The sequence below is a fragment of the Sulfurimonas sp. HSL1-2 genome (genome assembly GCF_039645565.1).
Classification (GTDB): domain Bacteria; phylum Campylobacterota; class Campylobacteria; order Campylobacterales; family Sulfurimonadaceae; genus Thiomicrolovo; species Thiomicrolovo zhangzhouensis.
Genome location: NZ_CP147914.1, coordinates 1 through 13,702, shown reverse-complemented (window position 1 = coordinate 13,702; position 13,702 = coordinate 1). Strand labels below are relative to the sequence as shown.

Below are 13,702 nucleotides of genomic sequence, written 5' to 3'. Positions count from 1 at the left end.
TCCTATGCGTAAAAGACTTCCAGGGCAATGTCGGGATGGTTCAGTATAGCCCTCACCGGCATTGTATCGACTTCGTCGCCGTCAAGGGCGGCTTCGTAGACGGCCAGTTTCGCCCCGCCCTCGATGTGCAGGTAGCAGTGCGCAGCAGAGGCGATGGCATACAGCGATAGCGACATCCGCTCTTTCGGATCCACCGGCGCCTCGGCGGCCCCGCAGAGTACAGTATCGTTCAGCAGCGTCTGCAGTTCAGGCCGCCCGGGAAAGAGCGAGGCGGTATGGCCGTCGCCGCCCATCCCCAGCACCACGACGTCGAAGGGGAAAAGGGCCTTGTAATCGGCCTCGACCTCGGATACCGCCTCCGTCGTCGTCTCGCCGGAATGGTACATGCCGACGAAAGTCGCCGCACCCGCCCCGTTGGCCAGCAGCTCGCTGCGGACCAGGTTCTCGTTGCTCGCCCCCGATTCCGGATCGACCCAGCGTTCGTCCACGAGCCCCACGGTCACCCGGCTCCAGTCGATATTCTCGGCGGCAAGCTGGACGAGGAAGGGGCGCGGCGTATTCCCGCCCGAGAGCATCAGCGACGCGCTCCCCTTGGCCGCAATGGCCGTTTCGAGGTCCCGCGCCACCTTGTAGGCCAGCATCTTATGCAGGGTCGGGAGCGAATCGTAGATGTGAAAAACGTTCTCAGTGCTCTTCATACCAGCTCCTGCCGTCACGTTCGATCATCGCGATGGCCGCGGTCGGGCCGTCGGTACCGGCGGCGTAATTCTTGAGGCCGACCGTGCCCCCTTCCCACTCTTCGAGAATCGGGTCCGCCCATTTCCACGCGGCTTCGACCTCATCGCGCCGCATAAAGAGCGTGGCATTGTTCCGGATGACATCGAGCAGCAGGCGCTCGTACGCTTCCGGGGTGCGCGGCGCGTTTTCGGGAATGTTCAGGTCGAGCGCCATCTCCCGCAGGTGCATCTGTTCGGAGAGGCCCGGGATCTTCGTCATGATCTTGAGCTTGATGCTCTCCTCGGGCTGGAGCATGATGACCAGCCGGTTCGGGGAGATGCAGCGCCCCTTGTTGGCGAAGATCTGGTACGGCACCTCTTTGAACTGGACGACGATCTCCGTATAGCGCTTGCTCATCCGTTTGCCGGTCCGCAGGTAGAAGGGCACCCCCTGCCAGCGCCAGTTGTCCACTTCGACCCTCACCGCCGCGAAGGTCTCCGTCGTCGAATCGGGCGAAACCCCCTCCTCGAGGTACCCGGGGACTTTTTCGGAGTTGATCACCCCCGCCGTATAGCGGCCCCGGACCGTTTTGTCCCGGACATCATCCGAACCGAAGGGGCGGAGTGAACGCAGCACTTTCACCTTTTCGTCGCGGATGCTGTCCGCTTCGAGCGAACAGGGCGGCTCCATCGCCACAAGGCAGAGCAGCTGCATGAGGTGGTTCTGGATCATGTCCCGGAAGGCGCCGTAGTCCTCGTAGTAGCTGTGCCGCCCCTCCAGACCGACGCTCTCGGCCGCCGTGATCTGGATATGGTCAATATCCTGGCCGTTCCACAGCGGCATAAAGAGCATGTTCGAGAAACGCAGCGCAAGAATGTTCTGCACCGTATCCTTGCCCAGGTAGTGGTCGATACGGAAGATCGCCTGCTCTTCGAAATAGAGGGCGACCTCGTTGTTGATCTCCCGTGACGATGCCAGGTCACGGCCGATCGGCTTTTCCAGGACCACACGGCTTTTCGGCGTGATCAGCTGCCAGTGGTTGAGCGCCTTGCAGATCGGTCCGAAGAAGGTCGGGGCGGTCGAGAGGTAGTTGACGCGGTCCCGGTCGGGGTATTCGCCGAGCATTGCCGACAGCGCGCCGTAGCTCTCCTCCACGCCCAGGTCGACGGTGACCACCTCGAGCTGCCGCGCGAAGGTCTCCCATTTGGCCTCTTCGAAGCAGCCCTCCTTGAGGAAAAACTGCAGCTTCTCCTTCACCAGGGCAAGGTGCTCCTCGCGCGGTACGTCATGGCGGCTCGTGGCGATGATACGGCTCGTCGGGGCGACGTAACCGTCGCTGCAGAGATGGTAAAGGGCCGGAATCAGCTTCCGCAGGGAAAGGTCCCCGTGCCCTCCGAAAATAACAATATCGCAAACGTTGGCGGTTTCACTCATAATGGTCGTCCTTTGTCAAAAGAGGGTTGCGGCACCCTCGGGCATCTTTTTGGAGCGCTTTTTGAGCGCCGCCGAAGCGAAATACTCCATCTCGCTCTCACGCAGGATGCGGATGGCGTTCGTCGTGCCGGGGACGCCGACGGGGTCGCCCGCGGTGACAATGTACATGGCGTGACGGCTCAGCACCTGCCGCGCCAGGCCGCTCTGGACCACCTCGATGAGCATCTTGTCCACACTTGTCGTGCGTGTCAGGAACGCCGGAACGACCCCCCAGACCAGGGTCAGCATCCGCGCCACGCGGTCGCTGTGCATGACGGCTAAAATGGGGTTTTCGGGGCGGTAACGTGCCAGTTTTTTCGCCGACTGGCCCGAGGCCGTCAGCGCAATGATGGCCTCGGCGTCGATCTTCTGCGAGAGCAGGACCGCCGATTCGTCGATGACGTCCATCTCGTCGAAGCAGATGAACTGCGCGAACTTGTGATAGGGGTAGATCTTCTCCGTTTCGCGGATGGTCTGCGTCATCGTTTCGACTGCTTTGACCGGGTAGGCCCCCACGGCGCTCTCCTCGGAGAGCATCACGCAGTCGGTACCGTCGAGTACGGCATTGGCGACATCGCTGATCTCCGCCCGCGTCGCCCGTTCGGCATGGGTCATGGAGAGGAGCATCTGCGTCGCGGTAATGACGGGTTTGCTTTTTTCGTTGGCTTTGCGGATGAGCATCTTCTGCAGCGTCGGCACTTTGTAGAAAGGCACCTCGATTCCCAGGTCTCCCCGCGCCACCATCAGTCCGTCGCTGGCTTCGAGGATGGCATCGATGTTTTCGACGGCATCGAACTTCTCGATCTTCGCAATGAACTGTGGGGTTCCGCCGTGACGCTCCACTTCGGCGCGCACGTCTTCCATATCCTTCGCCGTCTGCACGAACGAGATCGCCATAAAATCGACGCCGTTCCTTACCCCCCAGGCGATATCCTCGCGGTCCTTCTCCGTCAGGACGGCCAGTCCCAGGGAGGTGTTAGGGAAGTTAACCCCCTTGCGGGAGCTGAGCTTACCGCTGTTCTGCACTTCGCAAACGACGCTCGTTCCCGCTTCGACGACCGTGGTGCGCAGGGAGCCGTCGGCGAAATAGATCGCCTCCCCTGCCTGGACTTTGGAGAGCAGTTCCGGATGGTTGAGGCTGAGGCGCAGGCGTCCCGGTTCGACAAAGCTGCCGACCGTCTCTTCGGTCACAAACTCGATGACGTTGCCGGGGGAGAGTTCCGCTGTGCCGTCGATCTCGCCGATACGAACTTTCGGCCCGCTGATATCCTGCAGCACGCCGACAATAAGGCCGCAGCGGCCTGCCGCTTCATAGATGCGCTTGAGGTTTGCTTCGTGGTAGTCGTGGGTCCCGTGGCTGAAGTTGAGACGGAAAACGTTCACACCTGCACGGATCATCCGCTCCAGGGTGTCGACGTCCTCGCAGGCCGGGCCGACGGTCGCCAGAATTTTGGTATGTTTCTTCATCGCAATCCTTCCGAGTCCTTCCGGACATTGCGCCAAAACACGCTTCCGGTTCTCAGACCGGAAATGGCATTCAAACAGCTATGATAACCAAAATCGTATCGCGGCAGTGTGGCAGAATGATTACAAATAAGGCAGTGGGTGGACAGCAGGGAGGCAGTTGCCCCGCCGGAAGTTATTCGATGTTCGTGTAGACGGCCTGGACGTCGTCGTCCTCTTCGAGTTTGTCGATGAGCTTTTCGACCTCTTCCATCTGTGCCTCGGAGAAGCTTTGCGGATTGTTCGGTACGCGCTGCAGAGAAGCCTTCTTCACCTCGATGCCCATTCCCTCCAGGGCTTCCTGGAGTGATCCGAAGCTGGTATAGTCGCCGTAAACGTAGATCGTGCCCTCATTCTCGTCCAGTTCGTCAAGACCGGCATCGATCAATTCGAGCTCCAGCTCTTCGAGGTCCGTCCCTTCGGGAGAGTCGAATTCGAAGACCGCCTTGCGGTCAAACATGAACTCGAGTGAACCCGTTTTGAGCAGTTCGCCGCCGCTTTTGTTGAAGTAGCTGCGCACGTTGGCGACGGTACGGTTGTTGTTGTCCGTCGCACACTCGACGAAGATCAGGGCGCCGTGCGGGCCCTTCCCTTCAAAGTTGACCTCGGCGATGTCGGCGGCATCTTTGCCGCTCGCACGCTTGATCGCCGCCTCGATGTTGTCCTTGGGCATGTTCTGCGCTTTGGCGGTCTGGATCGCCAGACGCAGCTGCGGGTTCATATCGGGGTCCGGTCCCCCCGCTTTGGCCGCCATCGTGATCGTCTTGGCCAGTTTCGGAAAAATCCGGGACATAGTGCCCCAGCGCTTCTCTTTCGCCGCGCGGCGGTACTCGAACGCTCTTCCCATCGTATCCTCTTTACAGGGGGTCTCCCCTTTGGTTTCCGCAATTATAGCAAAAGCCTTTGATACAATAACGGTATGAAGCCGATGCCCGCACTCCCCGATGTCCTCGTCCCGCTCATAGACGCCCTCACCGCAGGGGGGGTCCGTCCCGTGCTCGTCGGCGGCTATGTGCGTGACGCGCTGCTGGGACTCCCCGGCAAGGACATCGACATCGAGTGTTTCGGCGCCGGCTCCCTGGAGGCCCTGATCCCGCTGCTCACACCCCTCGGCAGCGTCAACAGCGTCGGCAAATCCTTCGGGGTGCTGAAGCTGAGCCTGGGGGGCTACGACCTCGACCTCTCCCTTCCCCGTACCGAGACAAAAACCGGGCCGGGCCACACGGGGTTTGCCGTAAAGACGTTTGAAACGTTTGATTTTAAAACGGCAGCCAAACGGCGCGATTTCACCGTCAACGCCATCGGCTACGACCCCATCGCCCATCAACTGCTCGACCCCTACCGGGGAGAGACGGATCTGGAAACAAGAACCCTGCGCTGCGTCAACGAAACGACCTTCGTTGAAGACCCGTTGCGGCTGTTGCGTGCCGTGCAGTTCAGCGCCCGTTTCCATCTCGAACCGGATGCGCAGCTTCTTGCGCTGTCACAGAAGATGATGGACGCGGGCGCGCTGGCCGAACTCCCCAAAGAGCGCATTTTCGAAGAGTTTAAAAAGCTGCTGCTCAAATCGCAGACCCCCTCCGTCGGATTTGAGATGATGATACGGATGCAGATCATCCCTTTTTTCCCGGAACTCGCGGCACTGCAGGCAACCGGGGTGTGGAAAACGGTCCTGCGGGCTCTGGATGCGATGGCGGATTTGCGTCGACACGTCGACACGGACCCGCTCGCCCTGATGCTCGCCCCGCTCTGCATCGGCGTTCAAGACCCTAACGCGTTCCTCACAACGCTCACCGACGACAAACGGCTTGTTTTAAACGCGCTTGATTATGTACGGTATCACGGCGAACCGGAACGGCTCTACGCCGAAGCCGCGTCGGATGCCGACGTAATGCGCCTGGCCAAACAGGTCCGTATCGATGCCGTCGCCGCCGTCGCAGAAGCCTGCTACCGCGGCCGCCACCCCGCAGCCGAGATAAGCGATGCCGTGGCATGGCTGCTGCGTAAAGCGGCAAGACTGGGCGTACTGACAGGCCCAAGAGACGCACTGCTCGGCGGAGAAGCCCTCATTGCCGCCGGACTTGAGCCCTCCCCCCGTTTCAAAACGATCCTGGAGGCGGCCTATGACGCCCAGCTCGAAGAAACGTTTAGCGATGAAGCAGGTGCAAAGGTGTGGCTGGAAAATTATTTGTCGGATTTGGGATAGTCGTACGCCAGCGTTTCAAAACGCTCAAAACGGAATTCTGCCCAGCTTCCGGGGATCCGGAAGCGTATGTAGGATGCGGTCGGCATATGATAGACCCTGCCCCCCATCGCTTCAGCCATCCACTCAATCGTCGGATTGTGCCCGATGATCATCAGCGACTCAACAGCAGCATCAACGCGTCGGATCACCTCGGCATACGTTCCGGATGACGCCTCGTACAGTAACGGTTCGGTTTGCAGAACCAACCGTCCGTCATAGGCTTTCTGCAGTGCCGCGGCCGTCTGCTGCGTACGCAGGGCGGATGAGACCAGAACGAGATCAGGGGTGTAGTGTTCGGTATAAAGGCGCTGCGCCATGGTTTTGGCCGCTTTCCTGCCGCGGGGATTGAGGGGGCGTTCATGATCACCGAGGGCCGGGTCGTCCCAGGAGGACTTCGCATGCCGCATCAGTGTCAGGGTCCGCATCAGAGGGTCTTGATGTGTTTCTTGACGAGGACGCCGATACCGGTTTCGGAACTGGCACCGATACACGAGAGCGCATAATCGAGACGGCTGCGGTATTCATTCTCATCGATGGGCAGCCCCGTACCGTCCGCCGCCTGCATCGTAAAGGTTCCCTCGGGGGATTTAAAGTACCGGATACCCCGGCAGAAGTAACAGAGCGGTTGATCCTGCTTGAGAACGGCATAAAAATCGATGCCGTCGTCACGCATGTCCATCATAATCGCTTCCACGCCTTCACTGCTGCGTTTGGCCAGTTGACGCTCCATCTGCGTCTGAAAGTAGTCCGCCAGTGACTCTTGCATTTTTCTCCCTTGGTTCCTCATGGAATATTGGGTCGAATTTTACCACAGAATCGTTAAATATTATGCGTAATAATATTAATATTATTTATATAATTTATTTTGTTATCCGGCTGCTGTCGATCTCGATAACCGTATGGACATTCCCGCGGGGATTGTAGTCCGCCGTGATCTTCATCCACTTCGGTTTGAGTTTGCGCTCCAGGACCTCATAGATCTCGTTCGCGCTGTTTTCATGGGAGATGTGACGCTCGCGGAAGGAGTTGATATAGAGTTTGATCGCTTTGAGTTCGACGACCCACTCGTCGGGCGTATATTCCAGGTAGATGGTTGCATAATCCGGGTAGCCGCTGCGCGGGCAGAGACAGCTGAACTCCGGCAGGGTCATCTTGATCACATAGTCGCGTTTGTGTTCGTTCGGCCAGATCTCCAGATCTTTTTCCACATCGAAATTTGCAATAATCTCTTCACCGTATTTCATTCGTTACTCCTTGATGGTATCTATAGGACTGAGGTAGTTCCCCTGGATCAAATCGATCCCGACCGCTTTGGCAGCCTCGTAGGATTTTTCATCCTCGATCATCCGGATCCAGCTGCGGTAGCCCAGGGTTTTGACCGTCTGCTGAAGCCCCTCGAGCAGCGCCCGTACTTTCGGTTCGCTCGCCCCTTTACCAAGGGAGCTCTCATACCGGACCATGTCCACGTCAAGGTCCTGCAGGTAGCGCATGGAAGCATGCAAGCCGCCCAGGCGATCGAGCGCGATGTCTACTCCCGCACGCCGAAAGGCCTGCAGACGGGTATTGAATTGCTGTGTCTGGTGGTAGAAATTGCTTTCGCTGATAACAAAAACGAGGCGGGAGCGGAGTTTTTCATTGTTTGAAAGCAGCATCATGACATGCTCCAAAAAGAGCGGGTTACGCAGTGAAGAGGGTGAGACATTCACGGCGATCTTCTGCTCCCCGACAAGCGTAGGGACTTCCGCCACTGCCGCCTCGGTCTGGATCTCGTCGAATCGGCGTGACAGCCCCAGGCGGTTGATCACGGGCATAAAGCGTTTCTGGTGGACGAGTTTCCCCTCCCCCGTGACCAGTTTGAAAGCCTGTTCGAAAAGCACCGGTTTGCCGTCCTGATATACCGCCTGGTAGGCGTAGGAGAAGGCGCGTGCATTGACCGCTTCAAGAACCAGATGCTCCACCGTATCGGGGTCGATCTCCTCCTCGTCCGCCTTCAGCATCTTCGCATTTTCGCCCTGCAGTTCATAGAGCCAGTCAACCAGTTTGTCGATGGAACGCGAATGGTTTGTATCCGTCATGGAACCGACGATATCGATCTCTATCTCCTCGAGGCTGTAGTGCTGGAACTTGACGCAAAGCAGGTCCATCATCGAACCGTACTCCTCCTGCGTCCCTTCCAGTGCGATGATAAAGTCCCCCCCTTTGAAGTGGGCGATCGGGACGCGCACCATTTTATGCTCGTTCAGGTACTCGGCAATCCTGTTCGCCAGGTTGTAGAGCACTTTGTCCCCGTTGGCAAAGCCGTAGCGCTGGTTGATATCACCAAGATTGACGACACTGAGCAGGAAAAAGGTGTAATCTTTTTTCTTCAGTTCCCGCTGCATCATGGTACTAAAGTATTCCCGTGTAAAGGCGTGGGTAATGGGGTCGGTAATCCGTTCGTTAAAGCCCTGGTAAATCAGGTAAAACAGGTAGTAGACCATGATACCGAGCAGACTGAAAGCAACGATGATGAAGGTCGTCGGAATCGTATTGAAATAGCGGAACATCACCGATGCCGTGGTGATCACCGCCAATGCGAATACGGGGAGCCCCATCCGCAGGGCAAGTTTGAAGCGGTTTTCGCGCTCCTTGGCTTCGGGGTAGAGCAGACTCATCGGTTATACGTCAAGGTGTTTGACGTCCTTGGCGTGGGTTTCGATGTAGTTGCGGCGCGGTTCGACTTCATCCCCCATAAAGAGGTTGAAGGCTTCGCTTGCCGCTTCGGCATCCTCGATGTTCACGCGAAGCAGCACACGGTTTTCCGGTGTCATCGTCGTTTCCCACAGCTGTTCGGGGTTCATTTCACCAAGCCCTTTGTAGCGCTGGATGTAAGAGCCTTTGCGAGCATACTCCTTGATCTCTTCGAGGACCTCGAGCGGATCGCCGCCGACATTGATGCCCCACTCTTTCATCTTGTCATAAACGAACTGTGCCTCGTTGAAATGCGGCGCACTGAAGAGCTCGTCGTTGATGCGGAGCTCTTCCATCCCCTCTCCGGTCTGGACGAAGAGGTGGATCTCATCTTCGGAAACGAGTTTGGAGAGGATATTGTTACCGCGTTCGGCAAGGAAGCGTTCGACCTCGGCGTACATCTTCTCCGAATCCAGCCCGATAATGTCCGGGTTCTCGATAAAGTGGCGGATCAGGCTGACAAGGGAGTAGCGGCGCTCCAGCGCTTCAAGACTGCTGTTGTAGTGGTCGACCATCTTGAAATAGGAGACCAGGTCGTTATGGCCGATTCCCTCGATCTCCAGCGACTCGACGCCGTTTTCGATCAGGAAATCGTTCATGACGCGGTCGTTTTTGAAGTAGATCTCTTTTTTGCCTTTCTTGTAGCGGTAAAGCGGCGGCTGGGCCAGGTAGAGATAGCCGTTCTCGACGATCGTCGGGAAGTAGCGGAAGAAGAAGGTCAGCAGCAGGGTCTGAATGTGCGAACCGTCGACGTCGGCATCGGTCATGATGATGATCTTGTGGTAGCGCAGCTTCTCTTCGTCGAACTCTTCACCGATCCCGCAGCCGAGCGCGGTGATCATGTTCGTGATTTCGTCGGATTTGAGGATCTTGTCCAGGCGTGCCTTTTCGACGTTGAGGATCTTACCTTTGAGCGGCAGGATCGCCTGGAAGACGCGGTCACGCCCCTGCTTGGCCGAACCGCCCGCGGAGTCGCCCTCGACGAGGTAGAGTTCGCTGATCGTCGCGTCTTTGCTCTGGCAGTCCGCCAGTTTCCCCGGAAGCGTACCGACGCTCATGGAATCCTTGCGGCGGGTCAGGTCGCGCGCTTTTTTCGCCGCTTCGCGTCCTCTCGCCGCCATCAGCGCTTTCTGTACGATCGCCTTGGCCTCGATGGGATTCTCTTCAAAATACTTGGACAGCTGTTCGTAAGAGGCCTTTTGCACCAACGGACGGACATAGGTGTTCCCCAGTTTACCCTTGGTCTGACCCTCGAACTGCGGTTCGGGTACCCGGACGGAGACGACGGCAATCAACCCTTCGCCGGTATCTTCACCGCTGAGTTTGACATCTTTCTCTTTTGCATTGCCGTTTTGGCTGTTGTAAGTGGAGATGACACGTGTCAGTGCCGCGCGGAAACCGGCTTCATGCGTTCCCCCGTTTGGCGTACGGATATTATTGACGAAGCTGTAGACCTTCTCTTCGTAGCTGTCGTTGTACATCAGCGCAATGTCAAGTTCGATATCTTCGATCTTTGCATTGTACTCATACGGTGTGGCGACCTGGGTCTTTTTGTTGAGATCGGAAACGAACTGGGTGATACCGCCTTCAAAATGGTAGGTTTCGCTTCTGCCGTCGCGATCATCCTTGAAGATGATCTTGATTTTCGGGTTGAGGTAGGCGAGCTCTTTGAAACGTCTGGCAAGGTAATCGTACTCGAAAATAACCGTTTCGGTAAAGATGGACGGGTCCGGAGCGAACTCGATCGTCGTTCCGTGCTTGCGGGTATTTCCCGTCACCTCGAGAATCTCCTGGGGAATCCCCTGTTTGAAATCCTGTTCATGGATCTTGCCGTCGCGGTGGATCGTCATGTGGAGGTTGCTACTAAGGGCGTTAACGACGGAGACACCGACCCCGTGCAGACCGCCTGAGACTTTATAGGTGTCCTTGTCGAATTTTCCCCCGGCGTGCAGGACGGTCAGAACGACGGTGGCCGCGGAAATATTTTCGGTCGGGTGCATATCGGTCGGGATCCCGCGCCCGTTGTCGCCGATGATGGCGGTACCCGCTTTGGTGAGCGTTACGGTGATGGTGTCACAGTATCCGGCCATCGCTTCGTCAATGGAGTTGTCGACGACTTCGTAGACGAGATGGTGCAGACCGCGATGGCCCGTATCACCGATATACATCCCCGGACGTTTACGTACGGCCTCGAGTCCTTTGAGGACTTTAATATTGCCTGCGCCGTAATTTTGTTCCATGATCGCTCCAGTACGCTAAATGGGTTTAATTTTATCCAAAAAGGGCTAATAAATTTATTTTATGGGCCAAGAAGAAAGGGAGCAGGCAATGCCTGCGGAAAAAAAGAGAAGGTTGGATCAGATGACGATCGGCATGACGATCGTTTTGAACTGCTCTTCTTGCAGCATGAAAGGCATATTGGGTTCGTTCAGGCCGATCGTGAACTGGGTCTGATCGATCTGCCCGAGGAAGTCGAGTATATAACGGCTGTTGACGGCAAAGACGAATGTCGAGTCAATCCCCGTGTCGACATTGATCTCCGTTGAGGCCTTGTTGTTCTCGTCGCTGAGACTTTCAAAGAGGATACGGCCGCTTTCCAGGGTCAGTTTCATGTCATTGGAGATCGTCGTGATCTGTTTGATGGCATTGACGATGTCGCTTTTGGGCAGGGTGAGGTTGTAGCGTGTCGATGCAGGGATGATACGGTTGTAGTCGGGGAACTTTCCGTTGATCAGTTTCGTAAAGAAGGTGTACTGGTCGGACTTGATCAGCAGGTGGGTGGCATCGTAGTAGATGTCGATATTGCTGGTGAAGAGTTTCTGGATCTCGATGATCGCTTTTTTCGGAATGATGAGGGAGAGCTCGCTGCCGCTGCTTTGCGGAATGGCGATGATGGCCAGGCGGCGGGTATCGGTAGCGACGAAGTTGATCTGGTCGGCTTTGATATCGATCAGGGCACCGTTGAGTTCGAATTTCGGGTTGTTGGTATCCGCGGCAGGGGTGATCTTTTTGAGGGAGTTGATCAGCAGGCCGGAATCGATCTCTACCCCGGGTTTGTTTTCAATGCTGGCAAAAGCCGGGAACTCCTGGGCGTTGTACATGGGAAGCTGGAAGTCGGAGTGGCCCTGGGTGATATCGAGCATGCCGTCTTTGGTCGTGAGGTTGACATTGCCGTCGCTGAGAATGCGGACGATATCAAGGAGTTTCTTTCCGTTGGCAGTGGCCATGCCGGGTTCGGAGACATGAATGTTTTCGGCTTCGATGACGAGACCGATCTCATAGTCGGTGGCTTTGACGGTCAGGGTGTTCGATGCAGTCGCTTCGAAGTAGAGGTGGGAGGTGATCTGGGAGAGATCTTTTTTCTCCAGAAACGGCTGGGTGTGGATCAGGATATTTTCCAAAACGGATTTGGCGATCTCGAACTGCATCGAAACTCCTGTTATATATTTAAATTTTTAGTAGATGATAGTAGTCTGCCGTTTTTTTGTGAAAAAGCAGAAAACGTCCCTACTTTTAGGGCTCTTCCCATGTGAATAAAGCCGGAGAGCTTCTTCACATTTGTTCACTTGGCACATTATATCTTTTTTTATTTGCAAAGAAAATATAGCTTTTGGCCGCTTTTTTAGACACTCTCCGGCGGCATGGCGGTGATTTTGTTATGGAGCTCGTTGATCTTGACCTTGAAGTTCTCGTCTTCTTCGAGAAGCTGGTGGATCTTTTTCATCGTATGGCTGACGGTACTGTGGTCTTTCATCCCGAAATACTGCGCGATCTGCGGCATGGACATGGGGGTCAGTTCCCGGGCGAGGTAGATGGCGACGCGCCGGGCGGCGACGATGTTGCGGCTTCGGCTTTTGGATCGGATCTCGCTGGGTTTGACGTTGAGCTCTTTGGCGATGGTTTTCATGATGCCGTCGATGGAGATGTTGTCGCTTTTCTCCTGGAGCTGCTCGCGCAGGGCGTTCTTGGCGAAGTCGAGGGTGATCTCCTGGTGCATCAGCTGGGAGTAGGCGTGCAGTTTGGAGAGGATCCCCTCGATCTCGCGGGTATTGTTGTCGATGACGGTGGCGATATAGTTGACGACGTCATCACCGAGGATAACACGGTTGATGTCGCACTTTTTCCGGATGATGGCGATCTTGGTCTCTAGTTCCGGGGGCTGGATGTCGGCGACGAGGCCCCATTCGAAACGGCTCTGGAGGCGTGCTTCGAGGCCGGCGATGCGCTTGGGGGGTTTGTCGGCCGTGAGGACGATCTGTTTCCCTTCGCTGCGCAGCGTTTCGAAGGTGTGAAAAAACTCCTCCTGGGTCTGGATCTTGTTGCTGAGGAACTGGACGTCGTCGATCAGGAGCAGATCGCACTGGCGGTATTTCTCCTTGAAACGGTCCATGGTCTGGTTGCGCAGATGCCGCGTAAAGTCGTTGACGAATTGTTCGACGGAGGTGTAGACGACGGTTTTTCCCTGCAGGAGCCCCACGTTGCCGATCGCCTGCATGAGGTGGGTTTTACCGAGTCCCACGCCGCCGTAGATAAAGAGGGGGTTGTAGACCTGCCCCGGCCGGTCACTGACGCTTTTGGCCGCGGCATAGGCGAACTGGTTCGAGCTGCCGGCGACGAAGTTCTCAAAGGTGTAGGCGGGGTTGAGCATGGAGTGTTTCGGCGCTTCGGCCGGTGCTGCCGCGACCGTGCCGCCGCTTTTGCCGGCGGCCCCCTTGGGTTTTTTCACCCGGATGATGACGTCCCTTGATGTGCCGGTTTTGAGTTCAAACAGGTGGGCGATCTTATTGGTATAGCGGTTTTTGATCCAGCTGGCTATAAGGGGGTTGGGCACTTCGAAAACGGCAAGGTCGCTGCGCGAGGCTTTGGAGATAAAGCTCATCTGTTTGACGTATCGGTTGTATTCAACCTCGCTGATCTCCTCTTTAAGCATCTCCAGAATCGTATCGCCGATCGTCATCGCAGCTCCCGTTCGCTATAATTTCCACAATGTGAATAATGATGTGAATTATAGCAGACAATTTTAAGCAGAATGCT

The 13,702-nt window shown here is 56.5% G+C and carries 12 protein-coding genes; 1 reads left to right on the top strand and 11 read right to left on the bottom strand.

The window, feature by feature from the left end; all coding sequences use genetic code 11:
• Positions 1-2: 2 nt before the first annotated feature.
• The 4 genes from pgl to WCX18_RS00045 form a co-directional block, all read right to left on the bottom strand.
• Complete coding sequence (pgl, locus tag WCX18_RS00060; protein ID WP_345988492.1) at positions 3-698, bottom strand: 6-phosphogluconolactonase; 696 nt, start codon at positions 696-698, stop codon at positions 3-5.
• Positions 685-2,151: a glucose-6-phosphate dehydrogenase gene (zwf, locus tag WCX18_RS00055; RefSeq protein WP_345988490.1), complete on the bottom strand. Its 1,467-nt coding sequence runs from the start codon at positions 2,149-2,151 to the stop codon at positions 685-687. Before zwf ends, pgl begins: the two co-directional genes overlap by 14 nt.
• 15 nt (positions 2,152-2,166) lie before the next feature.
• Entirely contained in the window at positions 2,167-3,657 is a 1,491-nt protein-coding gene (gene pyk / locus WCX18_RS00050) for a pyruvate kinase (protein WP_345988488.1), read from the bottom strand.
• 172 nt (positions 3,658-3,829) lie between these two features.
• The gene (locus WCX18_RS00045; protein ID WP_345988486.1) at positions 3,830-4,540 is read right to left on the bottom strand and encodes a YebC/PmpR family DNA-binding transcriptional regulator; all 711 of its coding nucleotides are present in this window, start codon (positions 4,538-4,540) and stop codon (positions 3,830-3,832) included.
• Positions 4,541-4,612: 72 nt separating this feature from the next.
• Here WCX18_RS00045 and WCX18_RS00040 point away from each other — a divergent pair, with 72 nt between their 5' ends.
• A complete protein-coding gene (locus WCX18_RS00040; protein WP_345988484.1) occupies positions 4,613-5,899 on the top strand; it encodes a hypothetical protein in 1,287 nt (428 codons plus the stop codon).
• Here the strand turns inward: WCX18_RS00040 and WCX18_RS00035 are convergent.
• From WCX18_RS00035 to dnaA, 7 genes are all read right to left on the bottom strand, one after another.
• Positions 5,878-6,363 (bottom strand): histidine phosphatase family protein, encoded by a 486-nt coding sequence (locus WCX18_RS00035; RefSeq protein WP_345988482.1) that lies wholly within the window; start codon positions 6,361-6,363, stop codon positions 5,878-5,880. The two genes, WCX18_RS00040 and WCX18_RS00035, sit on opposite strands and share 22 nt — an antisense overlap.
• Positions 6,363-6,704, bottom strand: a complete 342-nt coding sequence (locus tag WCX18_RS00030) for a hypothetical protein (RefSeq protein WP_345988480.1) — start codon at positions 6,702-6,704, stop codon at positions 6,363-6,365. The genes WCX18_RS00035 and WCX18_RS00030 overlap by 1 nt, the downstream gene beginning before the upstream one ends.
• Positions 6,705-6,798: 94 nt before the next feature.
• Complete coding sequence (queF, locus tag WCX18_RS00025; protein ID WP_345988478.1) at positions 6,799-7,182, bottom strand: preQ(1) synthase; 384 nt, start codon at positions 7,180-7,182, stop codon at positions 6,799-6,801.
• A gap of 3 nt (positions 7,183-7,185) precedes the next feature.
• Complete coding sequence (locus tag WCX18_RS00020) at positions 7,186-8,592, bottom strand: GGDEF domain-containing protein (RefSeq protein ID WP_345988476.1); 1,407 nt, start codon at positions 8,590-8,592, stop codon at positions 7,186-7,188.
• A gap of 3 nt (positions 8,593-8,595) precedes the next feature.
• Positions 8,596-10,908: a DNA topoisomerase (ATP-hydrolyzing) subunit B gene (gene gyrB, locus WCX18_RS00015; protein WP_345988474.1), complete on the bottom strand. Its 2,313-nt coding sequence runs from the start codon at positions 10,906-10,908 to the stop codon at positions 8,596-8,598.
• Between the two features lie 117 nt (positions 10,909-11,025).
• The gene (gene dnaN / locus WCX18_RS00010; protein ID WP_345988472.1) at positions 11,026-12,096 is read right to left on the bottom strand and encodes a DNA polymerase III subunit beta; all 1,071 of its coding nucleotides are present in this window, start codon (positions 12,094-12,096) and stop codon (positions 11,026-11,028) included.
• 194 nt (positions 12,097-12,290) lie between these two features.
• Positions 12,291-13,625, bottom strand: a complete 1,335-nt coding sequence (dnaA, locus tag WCX18_RS00005) for a chromosomal replication initiator protein DnaA (protein WP_345988470.1) — start codon at positions 13,623-13,625, stop codon at positions 12,291-12,293.
• Between the last annotated feature and the right edge of the window lie 77 nt (positions 13,626-13,702).

What these genes read in the sequence shown, in the direction of transcription:
- pgl (WP_345988492.1), bottom strand. Translation starts at nt 698, where the DNA reads ATGAAGAGCACTGAGAACGTTTTTCACATCTACGATTCGCTCCCGACC.
- zwf (WP_345988490.1), bottom strand. Translation starts at nt 2,151, where the DNA reads ATGAGTGAAACCGCCAACGTTTGCGATATTGTTATTTTCGGAGGGCAC.
- pyk (WP_345988488.1), bottom strand. Translation starts at nt 3,657, where the DNA reads ATGAAGAAACATACCAAAATTCTGGCGACCGTCGGCCCGGCCTGCGAG.
- WCX18_RS00045 (WP_345988486.1), bottom strand. Translation starts at nt 4,540, where the DNA reads ATGGGAAGAGCGTTCGAGTACCGCCGCGCGGCGAAAGAGAAGCGCTGG.
- WCX18_RS00040 (WP_345988484.1), top strand. Translation starts at nt 4,613, where the DNA reads ATGAAGCCGATGCCCGCACTCCCCGATGTCCTCGTCCCGCTCATAGAC.
- WCX18_RS00035 (WP_345988482.1), bottom strand. Translation starts at nt 6,363, where the DNA reads ATGCGGACCCTGACACTGATGCGGCATGCGAAGTCCTCCTGGGACGAC.
- WCX18_RS00030 (WP_345988480.1), bottom strand. Translation starts at nt 6,704, where the DNA reads ATGCAAGAGTCACTGGCGGACTACTTTCAGACGCAGATGGAGCGTCAA.
- queF (WP_345988478.1), bottom strand. Translation starts at nt 7,182, where the DNA reads ATGAAATACGGTGAAGAGATTATTGCAAATTTCGATGTGGAAAAAGAT.
- WCX18_RS00020 (WP_345988476.1), bottom strand. Translation starts at nt 8,592, where the DNA reads ATGAGTCTGCTCTACCCCGAAGCCAAGGAGCGCGAAAACCGCTTCAAA.
- gyrB (WP_345988474.1), bottom strand. Translation starts at nt 10,908, where the DNA reads ATGGAACAAAATTACGGCGCAGGCAATATTAAAGTCCTCAAAGGACTC.
- dnaN (WP_345988472.1), bottom strand. Translation starts at nt 12,096, where the DNA reads ATGCAGTTCGAGATCGCCAAATCCGTTTTGGAAAATATCCTGATCCAC.
- dnaA (WP_345988470.1), bottom strand. Translation starts at nt 13,625, where the DNA reads ATGACGATCGGCGATACGATTCTGGAGATGCTTAAAGAGGAGATCAGC.